15 protein-coding genes are annotated in these 13,593 nt (G+C 75.5%); 7 read left to right on the forward strand and 8 right to left on the reverse strand.

Going from position 1 to position 13,593, the window contains the following annotated elements; translation table 11 throughout:
• Positions 1–4: 4 nt before the first annotated feature.
• Positions 5–670: a hypothetical protein gene (locus MY520_RS03025; RefSeq protein WP_436689950.1), complete on the reverse strand. Its 666-nt coding sequence runs from the start codon at positions 668–670 to the stop codon at positions 5–7.
• Between the two features lie 104 nt (positions 671–774).
• On the opposite strand from MY520_RS03025, the gene MY520_RS03030 reads away from it, so the two are divergent.
• Positions 775–1,974: an acyl-CoA dehydrogenase family protein gene (locus MY520_RS03030; RefSeq protein ID WP_436689952.1), complete on the forward strand. Its 1,200-nt coding sequence runs from the start codon at positions 775–777 to the stop codon at positions 1,972–1,974.
• A 16-nt stretch (positions 1,975–1,990) separates the two neighbouring features.
• Here the strand turns inward: MY520_RS03030 and MY520_RS03035 are convergent, their stop codons facing one another.
• Positions 1,991–2,698 carry a DUF4230 domain-containing protein gene (locus tag MY520_RS03035; RefSeq protein ID WP_436689954.1) on the reverse strand — a complete coding sequence of 236 codons (708 nt, stop codon included), beginning with the start codon at positions 2,696–2,698 and terminating at the stop codon, positions 1,991–1,993.
• An 87-nt stretch (positions 2,699–2,785) separates the two neighbouring features.
• A complete protein-coding gene (locus tag MY520_RS03040; protein WP_436689956.1) occupies positions 2,786–3,229 on the reverse strand; it encodes a hypothetical protein in 444 nt (147 codons plus the stop codon).
• A 566-nt stretch (positions 3,230–3,795) separates the two neighbouring features.
• Between MY520_RS03040 and MY520_RS03045 the strand changes: the two genes are divergently transcribed.
• The 4 genes from MY520_RS03045 to MY520_RS03060 all read left to right on the forward strand — a co-directional run bounded on the left by MY520_RS03045 (position 3,796) and on the right by MY520_RS03060 (position 7,554).
• Positions 3,796–4,734 (forward strand): quinone oxidoreductase family protein, encoded by a 939-nt coding sequence (locus MY520_RS03045; protein ID WP_436689958.1) that lies wholly within the window; start codon positions 3,796–3,798, stop codon positions 4,732–4,734.
• 79 nt (positions 4,735–4,813) lie between these two features.
• The gene (locus MY520_RS03050; protein ID WP_436689960.1) at positions 4,814–5,146 is read left to right on the forward strand and encodes an EthD family reductase; all 333 of its coding nucleotides are present in this window, start codon (positions 4,814–4,816) and stop codon (positions 5,144–5,146) included.
• 31 nt (positions 5,147–5,177) lie between these two features.
• Positions 5,178–6,728: an acetolactate synthase large subunit gene (locus tag MY520_RS03055; RefSeq protein WP_436689962.1), complete on the forward strand. Its 1,551-nt coding sequence runs from the start codon at positions 5,178–5,180 to the stop codon at positions 6,726–6,728.
• Between the two features lie 34 nt (positions 6,729–6,762).
• Complete coding sequence (locus MY520_RS03060) at positions 6,763–7,554, forward strand: alpha/beta hydrolase (RefSeq protein WP_436689964.1); 792 nt, start codon at positions 6,763–6,765, stop codon at positions 7,552–7,554.
• On the opposite strand, the gene MY520_RS03065 is transcribed toward MY520_RS03060, so the two are convergent.
• Positions 7,547–7,936, reverse strand: coding sequence for an MmcQ/YjbR family DNA-binding protein (locus MY520_RS03065; RefSeq protein WP_436689966.1), 390 nt, complete (start codon positions 7,934–7,936; stop codon positions 7,547–7,549). The genes MY520_RS03060 and MY520_RS03065 overlap by 8 nt on opposite strands.
• Positions 7,937–8,120: 184 nt before the next feature.
• Here MY520_RS03065 and MY520_RS03070 point away from each other — a divergent pair, with 184 nt between their 5' ends.
• Positions 8,121–9,851, forward strand: a complete 1,731-nt coding sequence (locus tag MY520_RS03070; RefSeq protein ID WP_436689968.1) for a hypothetical protein — start codon at positions 8,121–8,123, stop codon at positions 9,849–9,851.
• A 37-nt stretch (positions 9,852–9,888) separates the two neighbouring features.
• Here MY520_RS03070 and MY520_RS03075 read toward each other — a convergent pair whose 3' ends face one another.
• On the reverse strand, positions 9,889–10,569 hold the full coding sequence (locus MY520_RS03075) for a class I SAM-dependent methyltransferase (RefSeq protein WP_436689970.1): 681 nt from the start codon (positions 10,567–10,569) through the stop codon (positions 9,889–9,891).
• Between the two features lie 68 nt (positions 10,570–10,637).
• Here MY520_RS03075 and MY520_RS03080 point away from each other — a divergent pair, with 68 nt between their 5' ends.
• The gene (locus tag MY520_RS03080; protein WP_436689972.1) at positions 10,638–11,621 is read left to right on the forward strand and encodes a helix-turn-helix domain-containing protein; all 984 of its coding nucleotides are present in this window, start codon (positions 10,638–10,640) and stop codon (positions 11,619–11,621) included.
• A gap of 235 nt (positions 11,622–11,856) precedes the next feature.
• Here the strand turns inward: MY520_RS03080 and MY520_RS03085 are convergent, their stop codons facing one another.
• Genes MY520_RS03085 through MY520_RS03095 form a run of 3 tightly spaced genes read right to left on the reverse strand, consistent with a single transcriptional unit; the run spans position 11,857 to position 13,593 of the window.
• Positions 11,857–12,558, reverse strand: coding sequence for a 2OG-Fe(II) oxygenase (locus tag MY520_RS03085; RefSeq protein WP_436689974.1), 702 nt, complete (start codon positions 12,556–12,558; stop codon positions 11,857–11,859).
• The gene (locus tag MY520_RS03090) at positions 12,555–13,118 is read right to left on the reverse strand and encodes a methylated-DNA--[protein]-cysteine S-methyltransferase (protein WP_436689976.1); all 564 of its coding nucleotides are present in this window, start codon (positions 13,116–13,118) and stop codon (positions 12,555–12,557) included. Before MY520_RS03090 ends, MY520_RS03085 begins: the two co-directional genes overlap by 4 nt.
• The gene (locus MY520_RS03095) at positions 13,108–13,593 is read right to left on the reverse strand and encodes an RNA polymerase sigma factor (protein ID WP_436689978.1); all 486 of its coding nucleotides are present in this window, start codon (positions 13,591–13,593) and stop codon (positions 13,108–13,110) included. Before MY520_RS03095 ends, MY520_RS03090 begins: the two co-directional genes overlap by 11 nt.

Below are 13,593 nucleotides of genomic sequence, written 5' to 3' on the forward strand. Positions count from 1 at the left end.
CGGGTCACCGTCCGACGGCGGCGCCGGGCAGCGCGGCCATCCGGGTCGCGATGCCCCGGGCGGCGGTGGCGCCTGCGGCAGGATCCTCCGCGATGAGCACCGACACCACCGCGCCACGCCCTTGGGCGAGCACGTCCTGCGTGGTCCCGTCCGCCAGCCGGTAGCGCACCGCGACAACGGTCCCGGCCAGTCCCTCGACGACCGGCGGCTCGACGAGCGTGCGGTCGCCGGCCGGGCAGGACTCGAAGGCGTCCCGCAGCTCGGTCAGCGCCAGCTCACCGGACTCGGCCGAGTCGTAGGCGATCGCCTCGGAGACGACGGTGGCGGCGCCGGCCGGGTCGAGGCCGACGACGGGGTGCTTGGCGACCCGGTGCTCCTCGGAGGCGAAGGCGACGCCGCAGATGCCGTCGAGGCTCGGGTCGCCGGCCAGGTCGCCGTCCGGCACGGGGTTGGCCTGCACCGACCAGCCGGCCGGGAGGTCCGTCGCCCGCAGCGCGACCGCGAGGGCCGCCTCCTCGGGCGTGGTCGCGGCCGCGGGGTCGGCGGTCGCGGCTGCCGACTGCTCGGCCTGGGCCGGCGCGGGCTCCTCCCGCGGGGCGTCGTCCGCCGGCGGGCTCCCGCAGCCGGCGGCCAGCAGGACGGCGGCGAGCGCGACGACCAGGGACCTCACCCCGGCGACGCTAGCCCGGCGGGCGGGTGTGACGAGGGCGGGTGGGCGGTGGCCCATACTCACCGGTAACTACGGACACCGGAGTCCCCGGAGGAGCGACCGCCATGACCCGTCTGGCCCAGACCGCCGACCTGACCGACGTCCAGCAGGAGATCCTGGCGACGGTCCGCAGCTTCGTGGACAAGGAGATCATCCCGCACGCCCAGCAGCTCGAGCACGCCGACGCCTACCCGACCGAGATCGTCGAGGGCTTGAAGGAGATGGGGATCTTCGGGCTGATGATCCCCGAGGAGTTCGGCGGGCTGGGCGAGTCGCTGCTGACCTACGCGCTGGTGGTCGAGGAGATCGCCCGCGGCTGGATGAGCGTGTCGGGGGTGATCAACACCCACTTCATCGTGGCCTACATGGTGCTGCAGCACGGCACGCCCGAGCAGCGCGAGCGGCTGCTGCCGCGGATGGCGACCGGCGAGGTGCGCGGCGCGTTCTCGATGTCCGAGCCGGGGCTGGGCTCCGACGTCGCCGGGATCCGCACCAAGGCCGTGAAGCAGGTCGAGGGCGACTACGTGATCGACGGGCAGAAGATGTGGCTGACCAACGGCGGGTCCTCCACGCTGGTCGCGGCGCTGGCGCGCACCGAGGAGGGTGCGGCGAAGGCGCACCAGAACCTGACCTGCTTCCTGGTGGAGAAGCCGGCCGGGTTCGGTGAGGTGCTGCCCGGGCTGAGCATCCCCGGGAAGATCGACAAGATGGGTTACAAGGGCGTGGACACCACCGAGCTGGTGTTCGACGGCTTCCGGATCGGCGCCGAGCAGGTCCTGGGTGGGACGCCGGGGCGGGGGTTCGCGCAGATGATGGACGGCGTCGAGGTCGGCCGGGTGAACGTCGCGGCCCGCGCCTGCGGCATCTCGATCCGCGCGTTCGAGCTGGCCATCGCCTACGCCCAGCAGCGGGAGACGTTCGGCCGGCCGATCGCGCAGCACCAGGCGATCGCCTTCCAGCTGGCCGAGATGGCCACCAAGGTCGAGGCCGCGCACGCGCTGATGGTGAAGGCCGCCCGGTTGAAGGACGCCGGCTCGCGCAACGACGTCGAGGCGGGCATGGCCAAGCTGCTGGCCAGCGAGTACTGCGCCGAGGTCACCACGACCTCGTTCCGCATCCACGGCGGGTACGGCTACTCCAAGGAGTACGAGATCGAGCGGCTGATGCGCGAGGCGCCGTTCCTGCTCATCGGCGAGGGCACCAGCGAGATCCAGAAGACCATCATCAGCCGCGGCCTGCTCAAGGAGTACGCCCTCAAGCGCTGAGGGAGGACCCCCCCGATCAGCCGGCCGAGTCGGCCGGCTGCTCGAAGGTGACCTCGACCCGGTCGACGCCGAGCGAGCGGGCCAGCCCGGTCAGCATGTCCCGCGTGTTGTCCTCGGCCCGCTCGCGCAGGTCGCTCTCCGCGGCCGCGGCGGCCAGCCGGTCCTCCGCCAGCGCGTAGAGCTCGGTGTCGTCGACCGGGTTGTCGCCGAAGGCGTCGCCGACCCGCTCGAACAGCCCGCGGTCGCGGTCGAGGACCCGGCTCTCCGCCGGGTCGATGCGCACCTCGCCGACGCGCGGCGAGGGCAGGTCGATGGTGGCCGACGTGCCGTCGGCGGAGAGGGCGACCCGGCCGGAGTCCAGCCCCTCGAAGTCGACGTAGGCGTCCGCGGTGCCGGTGGCCAGGAAGCTGACCCGCTCGCCGCTGATCACCGACGGCACGTACCGGGTGTCCTTCTCCTGGTCGACGACGACCTGGAAGGTGCCGGTGGCCGCGTGGTACTCGTGCAGGTCGTCGAGGGCCAGCAGCAGCGGCGTCGTGCTGCGGTCGACGACGTCCTGCTCGAACGGGTTGCCGGGCAGCCAGTCCCACACCTGGCCCGACACGGGCACGAGCACGGCCAGCCCGATCGCGGCGGCGACCAGGCGGCGGGGCACCCGGCGCCGGCGGCGCGGCGTCCGCTCGGCGGTGCTGTCGGTGGACCGGTCCAGCAGGAGTGCGGGCATGCGCGACCTCTTCCGAACGGGCGGGGGACTGCCCTGTTCAGCGACGGGCAGCCGCCCGTCATTCCCGCGATCGGGGACGGCGGTGCGTCAGCGGGCCGGCCGCCGGTCGTACGCGGCCCGCGCCCACAGGTACCCGGCCCAGCGCGATCGCCGCGCACCAGCCGACCGACAGCAGGCCGTTGATGCCGCCCGGTGACGGAGATGGCGGGGGTCATGGTCGTCACGCCCGTCGGACGACGATGTCGCCGAAGCCGGTGCGGGCGCGCAGCCGCACGGTCTCCTGCTCACGGTGGCCCGGACGGCGCCGAGCGGCCCGGAGCAGTCGACGTCGCCGGTCCCGCAGTCGACGGCGAGCACCGAGCGCTCCGGCAGGAGGACGTCGACCTCGACCGATGGCAGGCCGCCGAAGAACAGCAGGCGGGGCCGGCGGGGCGAGCTGACCAGCAGCGTCCCGCCGTTGTACTCGACCCGGGTCTGCTCGGCGGCCTGGATGCGCGCGGCAACGGGGCCGGGGGTGGCGAAGGTGGGCACGGTGGACCTCCGGACGGGTGGGTGTCGGGGCAGCGGGCGGGCGGCGGTCAGCTGACCCAGCCCGAGTAGGTCTGGCCGGACCAGCGGCCGCGGCGGCGTCCCGGCGCGTCCGGGCCGCCGTCCTGCAGGGCGCGCGTGACGGCTCGGACCAGCCAGCTGTTGGTCGAGGAGCCCTGCCGCTCGGCGGCCTCCTCGACCCCGGGCCTTGAGCGCGTCGGGCAGGCGCAGGGTGATCCGCGCCGTGCCGCCGTCGTCCGCGTCGCCCGGCGCCGGCTGCGCGGAACCCCGGGTCGGCCTCCGGAGCGCCCTCCTCGTGCGGCGGCACCGGGTGCGTCACGACCAGGCCGATGTCGCTGCCGCGCAGCCGCACGTCGACGGCTCCGGGCGCCAGCTGGCCGGTGAGCTCCTCCGCGGCCGCGGAGAGGGGCCTGAGCAGGGCGAGCCGCAGCGAGGAGTCCAGCGGCGCGGTGAGCCGTTCGGCGAGTGCGCGCCGGCGTCACGGTCCGGGGTTCCACGTCACGGAAGGGCGGGGAACACGTCGCGCGGGCCGGGGCTTGGCTCGGGACATGAGAGCTGTCGGAGTGACCGAGTTCGGTGGGCCGGAGGCCCTGCACCTCATCGACGTCCCGGCCGAGCCGCTGGGGCCGGGGCAGGTCCGGCTGCGGGTGACCGCGGCGACGGTGAACCCGACCGACACCCACGCCCGCAACGGCACGTACGCCCAGCGGGACCCGGTCAAGGAGTTCCCCTACGTGCCCGGGATGGACGCCGCCGGCGAGCTGCTCGAGATCGGCCCCGACGTCGAGACCGACCTGCAGGTGGGCGAGCGGGTGATGGCGATCGTGCTGCCGTCGGGGGCGCACGGCGGCTACCGGGAGGATCTCGTCGTCCCGGCCGGGTCGGTGGCCCGCTCGCCGAAGGGCGCCACGGACGCCGAGGCCGCGACTCTGCCCATGAACGGCCTCACTGCTCGGCTGGCGCTCGACCTGATGGCGCTCGAGCCCGGCCAGGTGCTCGCGGTGACCGGCTCCGCGGGTGCGTTCTGCGGCTACGTGATCCAGCTGGCCAAGCGGGAGGGGCTGACCGTCGTCGCCGACGCCTCGGAGGCCGACGAGCAGCTGGTCCGCGACCTCGGCGCCGACGTCGTCGTCCGGCGCGGCGACGACGTCGCCGACCGGGTCCGCGAGCTCTACCCCGAGGGTGTCGACGGGCTGGCCGACGGCTCCGTGCAGGACGAGCTCGTGCTCCCGGCCGTGAAGGACGGCGGCACCGTCGCGACCGTGCGCGGCTACCGGGGCGACGGGCAGCGCGGGCTGCGCGTCCACCCGGTCGCCGTCCGGAACTACGTCGAGGAGCAGGAGCGGCTGGACGGCCTGCGGCAGCTGGTGGAGGACGGCGTGGTGACCCTGCGCGTGGCGCGGACGATCCCCGCCGAGGAGGCCGCCGAGGCGCACCGGCTGCTCGAGCGCGGCGGCGTCCGCGGGCGCCTGGTCCTCACCTTCTGAGGTCGCGGGAGTGGCCCCCGACCTGCCAGGGTGGGGCCACTCCCGGGCACCGGTGCCCGGCCGACGTGGAGGTGCGCAGATGGTGCACAGGCTCGTGGTCAACTATGGGCAGCCCGATGACCCGGGCGCGTTCGACGACTACTACCGCGACACGCACATGCCCCTGGCCATGGAGATGCCCGGGCTCATCCGGTTCACCGCCGGCCACGCCAAGTCGATGGACCCCTCCCAGCAGGCGCCCTACTTCGTCGCCGAGCTCGACTTCGAGTCCGAGGAGTCGATGATGACGGCCTTCGCCTCGCCGGAGGGCCGGTCGGCGGGGGAGGACGTCGCCAACTTCGCCACCGGTGGCGCGACGATGGCGCACTTCGACGTCCGCGAGATCAAGATCGGCATGCCGTACGTGCCGTGACGGCCTGTTGCGGTCGGCCGGGGCGCGGCCGGTGAACGGGGCGCAGGCGCTCATCCGCACCCTCGTCGCGGCCGGGGTCGACGTCTGCTTCGCCAACCCCGGCACGTCGGAGATGCACTTCGTCGCGGCCCTGGACGACGTGCCGGAGATGCGCGCCGTGCTGACCCTGTTCGAGGGGGTCGCGACCGGCGCCGCCGACGGCTACGCGCGCATGGCCGGCCGCCCCGCCGCGACCCTGCTGCACCTCGGCCCGGGGTTGGCCAACGGCCTGGCCAACCTGCACAACGCCCGCCGGGGCGGCGCCCCGCTGGTGAACGTCGTCGGCGACCACGCGCGGTCGCACAAGCGGCTGGACGCCCCGCTGGAGTCCGACGTCGACGCCCTCGCCGGCGCGGTGTCGGGCTGGGTGCGCCGGTCGCTGTCGCCGGCCGACGTCGCAGCCGACGCCGCCGAGGCGGTGGCGCAGGCGGCGCGGGGAGCGGTGGCGACCCTCGTGCTGCCCGCCGACGTCTCCTGGGAGGACGGCGCCGCGCCGGCCGAGCCGGTGCCGGTGCGGCCCGCCCCCCGGGTGCCCGACGCGGTGGTCGAGGACGTGGCCGCCGCGCTCGCGTCGGGGGAGCCGGCCGTGCTGTTCCTCGGCGGCGACGTCGTGGCGTGCGAGGAGGGACTGCTCGCCGCCGGCCGGGTCGCCGCCGGCACCGGCGCGCGGCTGCTGACCGAGACGTTCCCCGCGCGGACGGTGCGCGGCGCCGGCCTGCCCGACGTCGACAAGCTGCCCTACCCGCCGGAGATGGCGATGGCCGCCCTCGAGGGGACGGCGCACCTGGTCCTGACCGGGGCGACCGGGCCGGTGCACTTCTTCGCCTATCCGGACGTGCCGGGGACGCCGGTGCCCGAGGGCTGCACGGTGCACGTGCTCTCCGCCCCGGGGGAGGACGGCGTGGCCGCGGTGCGGGCGCTGGCCGACCGCGTCGCGCCCGGCACCGAGCCGGAGCCGGTCGAGGCCGCCCGCCCCGAGCTGCCCACCGGCCTGCTGGACCCGCGGTCGATGGCAGCGGTGGTCGGCGCGCTGCTGCCCGAGCGGGCGATCGTCGTCGACGAGGCGCTCACCTCGGGGGTGGGCCTGGCCGAGCTGACCGCGGGCGCGCCGCGGCACGACTGGCTGGCGCTGACCGGCGGCGCGATCGGCGACGGGCTGCCGATGGCGGTCGGCGCCGCGGTGGCCTGCCCCGACCGGCCGGTGCTGTGCATCCAGGCCGACGGCAGCGCGATGTACACCATCCAGGCGCTGTGGACCCAGGCCCGCGAGCAGCTCGACGTCACGACGATCGTCTGCGACAACGGCTCCTACGCGATCCTCGAGCACGAGCTGTCCCGCGTGGGTGCCGACGGCGACGGCGAGCGGGCCGGGCAGCTGCTGCACCTGGGCGGTCCCGGGCTGGACTTCGTCGCGCTCGCGACCGGTATGGGCGTGCCGGCGACCCGCGCGACGACGGCCGAGGAGCTGGCCGACCAGCTCCGGCGGGCGCTGGCCGAGCCGGGCCCGCACCTGATCGACGCGGTGCTCCCCGGCCGGCACTGAGCGTGCGGTGGCGCGGCGGGCCGCTCGCGTCGCCGTGGCCGTCGTCCTGGTGCTCGCCGTGCTGACCGGGCTGCTCTGGGCCCTGCAGCGGCGGCTGGTCTACCTGCCCGACGACGGCCCGGTGCCGGCCGCGGCCGACGTCCTCCCCGGCGGGCGGGACGTCGTCCTGCGGACCTCCGACGGGCTGGCGCTGGGGGCCTGGTTCGTGTCCGGCCGCGCCCCGGACGCCGCCGCGGTGCTGGTGGCCAACGGCAACGGCGGGCACCGCGGACTGCGGGCGCCGCTGGCCCGCGCGCTGGCCGGTCGCGGGCTGGCTGTGCTGCTCTTCGACTACCGGGGCTACGGCGGCAACCCGGGCAGCCCGAGCGAGGCGGGGCTGGCCCGCGACGTGCGCGCGGCCCGCACCTTCCTGGTGGCGGAGGCCGGCGTGCCGCCCGGCCGGCTCGTCTACTACGGCGAGAGCCTGGGCGCGGCGGTGGTCGCCGAGCTGTCCGGCGAGCACCCGCCCGCGGGACTGCTCCTGCGTTCGCCGTTCACCGACCTCGCCGCCGTGGGCAGCGAGCACTACCCGTTCCTCCCGGTGCGGGCGCTGCTGCGCGACCGCTACCCGGTGGCCGAGCGCATCGCCTCGGTGCGCGCGCCGACGACGGTGGTGCTGGGCGACGCCGACTCCATCGTGCCGCCGGCGCAGAGCCGTGCGGTCGCGGACGCCGCGGCGCGGCTGCACCGGCTGGTCGAGGTCCCCGGGGCCGACCACAACGACCGGGTGCTGCTGGACGGCGACGCGCTGGTCGACGCGGTCGTGGAGCTGGCCGGCGTCAGGTAGCCGCGTCGAGGTACGCGCGGGCCAGCCGCTTCGGAGCGCGGGCCAGCCACGCCTCGGTGACCAGCTCGGGGAGCTCCTCGACCGCCATCTCGTCGAGCCGCACCAGCACGACCGGGTAGCCGGTGAAGTGCGGCGTCGTGAAGTAGACGGCCGGGTCGTCGGCGAGCAGCTCCTCCTTGGCGCCGAGGTCGGGCACCCAGGCGGCGAGCACCGGCCCGTCGGGAGCCTGGTCGCCGAGCGCCTCGAGGTCGGCGCGGCGCAGCGGCCGCTCCCAGACGAAGCCCTTGTCCCGCACCCGCCACTCGTGGCGGCCGCGCGCGTCGCTCTCGGTGACCTCGGGCAGGGTCAGTGCCACCTGCCGGACGTCGGTCCAGGTCGCCACGGGCGGCAGGGTAGTGCTCTCGGCTGCCCTGACGGGGCCCGGCCGCTGCGCCACCGAGCCGTCCGACCCCTGGCCCGCGTGGCCAAGGGCACTGGTGGTGCCGGGCGTCCCGCGCCACCGTCCGAGGCGGCGGTGGGGGAAGCGGGGCGGCAGCGTCCCGGCGCCGCCGGTGGAGCTGATCGACATGTCGTATCGGACCGGCGGTCGGCCGCTCGCGGCACTGCTTCTCGCACTGGTGACCGGAGCCCTCTGTCTGGTCGCCGTCCCGGCGGCGGCGCAGCCGTGCACCCAGGCGGACCCGATCGAGCGCCACCACTGCGAACTGGGGGGAACGGCGTCCTTCCTCGGCCCACCGCTGGGTCCCCAGTACCCCGTGGGTGCCGGCCGCGGACAGGACTATGCCGGTGGGGCGATCTACTGGTCGCCGGGCACGGGGGCGCACGAGGTGCACGGCTGGGTCCGCGACCGGTACCTGGCGCGTGGCGGGCCGACGGCTTTCCTGGGGTTCCCGGTGACCGACGAGACGCCGGTGGGCGACGGGGTGGGGGTGTTCAGCCACTTCCAGGGCGGGTCGGTCTACTCGACGCCGGGCACCGGGGCGCACGAGGTGCACGGCTGGGTGCGGGACCGGTGGAACGGATCGGGTGGAGCGCGGGGGTTCCTGGGTTATCCGGTGACCGACGAGACGCCGGTGGGCGACGGGGTGGGGGTGTTCAGCCACTTCCAGGGCGGGTCGGTCTACTCGACGCCGGGCACCGGGGCGCACGAGGTGCACGGCTGGGTGCGGGACCGGTGGAACGGATCGGGTGGAGCGCGGGGGTTCCTGGGTTATCCGGTGACCGATGAGACGCCGGTGGGCGACGGGGTGGGGGTGTTCAGTCACTTCCAGGGCGGGTCGGTCTACTCGACGCCGGCCACCGGGGCGCACGAGATCCACGGCTCCATCCGGGGGAGGTACGACTCGCTGGGTGGGCCGCGCAGCGTGCTCGGCTACCCCATCACCAGCGAGTACGACGTCGTCGCGGGACGGCAGAGCGACACCCAGGGCGGGTTCCTCCGGTGGACCGCGGCCACCGGTGCAGTGCGGGTGGCCGTCCTGGACCCCTACGAGCACGCCGGCACCTGGATCACCCGGTTCCGGTTCAGCCGCGAGTACGGCGGCCCGAACCCCGTCATCCGCCCCGAGCACGTCGACGCCATGGCGGACGCCGGTGTGCACACGATCTACCTCCAGGCCGCGGCACCGGATCCGCGCTACCCCGGCCTGATCAGCCCGGACCTGCAGGCGGCGTTCCTCACCAGGGCGCACGCGCGCGGGATGCGCGTGGTCGCCTGGTACCTGCCGACCTTCACCGACGTGGACGCCGACCTGCGACGGCTGATGGCGATGGTCGACTTCCGGGCGTCCGGGCAGGCGTTCGACGGGATCGGCGTCGACATCGAGGACCGCACGGTCACCGACGTGGCCACGCGCAACGCCCGGCTGGTCGACCTGTCCACGAGGCTGCACGCTGCCGCCCCCGGCGTGACCCTGAGCGCCATCGTGCTCCCGCCGGTGGTTCTCGACGTCATCAACCGCAACTACTGGCCGAGCTTCCCGTGGCGGCAACTCGCCCCGCTGTACCAGGTCTGGCAGCCGATGGCGTACTGGAGCAACCGCACCGACCCGGTCTACAGCGACGCGTACCGGTACACGGCGGAGAACACCACGCGGCTGCGCGGCAACCTCGGGGAGGCCTGCGCGGCGGTGTCGACGATCGGCGGCTTCGGTGCGACGGAGACGGCCGCCGACTACGCGGGCATGGCCCGCGCGGCCCGGGAGCAGGGTGCGATCGGGGTCTCGGTCTTCGACTGGACGACGACGCCGGCGGGTGCGTGGCCGGAGCTGCGCGGCTACGACGTCCGCGGTTGCTGATCCCGGTCTCTCGCGCGGGTCGACCGCCGCCGCCGTCTCAGCGGGTGGCGCGGTAGGAGCTGAACCGGCCGAACGGCCGGCGGGTCTCGGAGCCGGTCCGGGTCACCTCCGCGAAGCCGGCCCGGCGCAGCAGCGCGGGGACGTCGGCGACGGCGTGGTCGTGGATGGGTCCGCGGTGGTGCACGTGCCCGTGGCCGTGTGCGGCTGTGGGGTCCGGGGCGTCGGCGTCCACGAGGTGCAGGGTGCCGCCGGGGCGCAGCACGCGGAGCACCTCCCGCATGGCCGTCTCCTGCTCCTCGCCGGGCAGGTGGTGCAGCATGAACGAGGAGAGGACGACGTCGATGCTCGCGTCGGCGTAGGGCAGCGCGTCGGCGTACCCGCGGTCCAGCTGGACGGCGACCCGGCGGCGCTTGGCCTTGCGGTGGGCGCGGGCCAGCGCGGCGAGGTCGGGGTCCAGTCCGACGGCGGTCGCCTCCGGCTGGGCGCGCTTGGCCGCCAGCAGCAGGTTGCCCGTGCCGCAGCCGATCTCCAGGACCGTCTGGCCGGGGCGGAGGGCCGCCTGGTCCACCAGGCGCTGGTGGATCACGCCGACGTGGAGGAGCCGGGTCAGCGGGTCGTAGAGGGGGAGCAGCCACGCGTGGGACAACCCGGGGAGGAAGGCGCGCTGCCCGCCGTCCACCGGGGTCCGCGGGCCGGTGCTGCTGGTGGTGTCGGTCATGTCTCCGCTTTCTCCCGGTCCCGGGCGGGACCATCTTCGGTTCTGCTGCCACTACTCTCGGCCGCGTCATGAGCGGGGACAATGGCGGGAGCTCGGGCGGACCGGGACCATCTTCCGGTGCGCCGCCGGTCGGCCGGCTGGTCACGGGTCGCCGCGTCGACGGTGCGCCGGTGTACGGGTACGCGCGGACGGCCGGCGTCCCCCCGGTGGCGGTCGCCCGGTTCGAGGGTGGCCACCCCGGCCACTCCGAGGGCTGGCCGCACCAGGCCCATGCGCACGACTTCATCGTGCTCGGCTACGTCGAGCGGGGATCCGGCCGGCTCCGGCTGGACGGTCGCTGGTGGGCGGTGTCGGAGGGGGACCTGGTCGTCGTCGCGCCGGGGGAGGTGGTCGCGCCGGAGTGGGACGCCGACACCGCGGAGGTCGCGGTGTGGACGGCGTTCTTCCCGCCGGACGCGGTCGAGCGGCAGAGCCCCGGCACCTTCGGGTCGTGGCGGGCGCACCCGCTGCTGTTCCCCTTCGTCGGGCGGCGGGCCGGCGGCGTGCAGCGGCTCACCGTGCCGGAGGACGAGCGAGGGGCCTGGGCGCGGCACTTCGCCGACCTGGACCGTGAGCTGCGGGAGCGCCGGGAGGGCTCGGCCGAGGCGGCTCTGGCGCACCTGACCCTGCTGCTCGTCGACCTCGCCCGGCTGGCGACCGACGTCCCCGGGCACCTGCGGCTCCGGGACGAGCCGTTGCTGGCCGCGGTCTTCGACCTCATCGAGCGGCGCTTCGCCGAGCCCATCTCGCTCCGGGAGGTCGCTGACGCGGTCGGGCTGACCGCCGGGCACCTGACCACCGTGGTCGGCCGGCGCACCGGCCGGACCGTGCAGCAGTGGATCACCGAGCGACGCCTGGCCGAGGCGCGCCGCCTGCTCTCCGAGACGGAGCTGACCGTGCAGGCGGTCGCCGGGCGGGTCGGGTACGCCGACGCGGGCTACCTGACCCGGCGCTTCCGCGCCGCGCACGGCGTTCCGCCGCAGGAGTGGCGCCGGGCGGCCCGGGCCGGGTGACCCGGTGCGTTCACTCCGGCCGTCGCGGGTATGGCCGCCTTCGGCGGCTCGGACTCTGTGTGTGAGGGGGACGCAGAGCACGAGCCGCCGGCGTTTGTCCGCGCCGCCGGACCACCTGGTCTGCGGATGCTCGTGCTCTGCCCACCATGCTGGGCAGAGCACGAGCTCCCGCCACCAGACCTCGACCCCGAGCGGCTCGTTCAGCCGTCGATGCCGCCCGACCGAGCGGCGCGCGCTACGCCGCGTTGTGGAAGACGAGGCCGAGGGTGTGCCGGACGCCGGTGCGCACCGTGCTGACCCCGTGCCGCATCGGCGCGGCCGACCAGCCGCGCGCCGAGCGCACCGGCCGCTCGCGGGTGGGAAAGATTATCCCGCAGCCCTGCCGCAGCGTGGCGGCGTAGCCGCGGGACTGCGCCCGCGGCCGCTGCTCCACGGTGAGGAACTCGCCGCCGGTGTGGTCGACCCCCGGCTCGTCGAGGCCGACGACCACCTGCAGCGGGAAGACGAGGTCGCCGTAGAGGTCGCGGTGCAGCGCGTTCCAGTCGCCGGTGCCGTACCGCAGCAGGATCGGCGTCGGCCTCGCCTGCCCGGCGTCGTGGCACTGCGCCAGCCACTCGTCGAGCGTGTCCGGCCAGGGCGCCGGCCGGCCCAGCCGCGTCGCCCACTCCCGCGCGATCGGCACCAGGTGCGGGTAGAACGCCGCGCGCAGGCCGGCGACGACGTCGGGCAGCGGGTGGTCGAAGTAGCGGTACTGCCCGCTGCCGAACCGGTAGCGCGCCATGTCGATCGTCGAGCGGAACCGGTCGGCGTCGTCGTACAGCGCGGTGATCTCGCGGCACTCGTCCGGCGTGAGCAGCGGCGCGGTCTGCGCGCTGCCGGCCTCGTCGACCTCCGCGGTCAGCGTGCCCCAGTCGAGGGCGTCCACGCGGTCCCTCATGCCGCCGCCTCCAGGGTGAGCAGCGTCCGCTTGGCCTCGGCGCCGCCGACGTAACCGCCGAGGGCGCCGTCGCTGCGCACCACCCGGTGGCAGGGGACGACGACCGGCAGCGGGTTGGTCGCGCACGCCGAGCCCACCGCCCGGACGGCGCGGGGGCTGCCGGCGGCGGCGGCGAGCGTCGCGTAGCTGGCCGTCGTGCCGTAGGCGACGTCGCGAAGCCGGTCGAGGACGTCGCGGCGGAAGCCGGACGACAGCCGCAGGTCCAGCGGCAGGTCGAAGGACGTCCGGTGCCCGGCGAAGTACTCCTCGAGCTGCCGGGCGGCGGGGGCGAGCCGGGCGGGGGCGTGCAGCACCCGCGGGCTGATCCGGTCGGCGAGGGACTGCAGGACGGTGTCGTGGTCCTCGGCCGCGTAGGCGAGGCGGACCAGCCCCTGCTCGGTGGCGGCCAGCAGCAGCGGGCCGACCGGGGAGGCGACGGTGGTGAAGGCGACGTCGAGCAGGCCCGCCTCGTCGGCGGCCAGGGCCAGCCGCGCGGCCAGCCGGTTGAGGTCAGGAGTCATCGGTCGGCTCTCGGTAGGTGCGGCGCAGCGCCGCGATGCCGTCGGCGGCCGCGCGGCGCGCAGCCTCGGGGGTGCCGCCGACGAGGGCGGCGATCTCGGCGTAGGGCAGGCCGGCCAGGTGGTGGTAGGCGACGGTCTGCCGCTGCTTCTCCGGCAGCGCGGCGAGCGCCGCCCACAGCTCGCCGTCCGCGGCGCCGGGGAGCCCCAGCGCGCTCGGCACCTCGGGCAGGTCGGCGACGGGGACGGCGCGGCGCGCGGCGGCCCGCAGCTGGTCGACGGCCTTGCGGCGGGCGATGGTCATCAGCCAGGCCTCGACGTTGCTGCCCGGCGGCAGCTCCGGATAGGCGCGCAGCGCGGCGAGGAACGTCTCCGACCAGGCGTCGTCGGCGGCGTCCGGGCCGACGACGGCGCGGCAGATCCGCAGCACCGCCGGCCCGTGCCGCCGCACGACCGTGTCGAACGGTTCCAGCCGCAC

The sequence above is a fragment of the Geodermatophilus sp. CPCC 205506 genome (assembly GCF_051383635.1).
In the GTDB taxonomy this organism is placed as follows: Bacteria; Actinomycetota; Actinomycetes; order Mycobacteriales; family Geodermatophilaceae; genus Geodermatophilus.

Coding starts and splice junctions, on each gene's coding strand:
- MY520_RS03030 (WP_436689952.1), top strand. CDS start 775: ATGACCCGTCTGGCCCAGACCGCCGACCTGACCGACGTCCAGCAGGAG.
- MY520_RS03035 (WP_436689954.1), bottom strand. CDS start 2,698: ATGCCCGCACTCCTGCTGGACCGGTCCACCGACAGCACCGCCGAGCGG.
- MY520_RS03045 (WP_436689958.1), top strand. CDS start 3,796: ATGAGAGCTGTCGGAGTGACCGAGTTCGGTGGGCCGGAGGCCCTGCAC.
- MY520_RS03050 (WP_436689960.1), top strand. CDS start 4,814: ATGGTGCACAGGCTCGTGGTCAACTATGGGCAGCCCGATGACCCGGGC.
- MY520_RS03070 (WP_436689968.1), top strand. CDS start 8,121: ATGTCGTATCGGACCGGCGGTCGGCCGCTCGCGGCACTGCTTCTCGCA.
- MY520_RS03075 (WP_436689970.1), bottom strand. CDS start 10,569: ATGACCGACACCACCAGCAGCACCGGCCCGCGGACCCCGGTGGACGGC.
- MY520_RS03080 (WP_436689972.1), top strand. CDS start 10,638: ATGAGCGGGGACAATGGCGGGAGCTCGGGCGGACCGGGACCATCTTCC.
- MY520_RS03085 (WP_436689974.1), bottom strand. CDS start 12,558: ATGAGGGACCGCGTGGACGCCCTCGACTGGGGCACGCTGACCGCGGAG.
- MY520_RS03090 (WP_436689976.1), bottom strand. CDS start 13,118: ATGACTCCTGACCTCAACCGGCTGGCCGCGCGGCTGGCCCTGGCCGCC.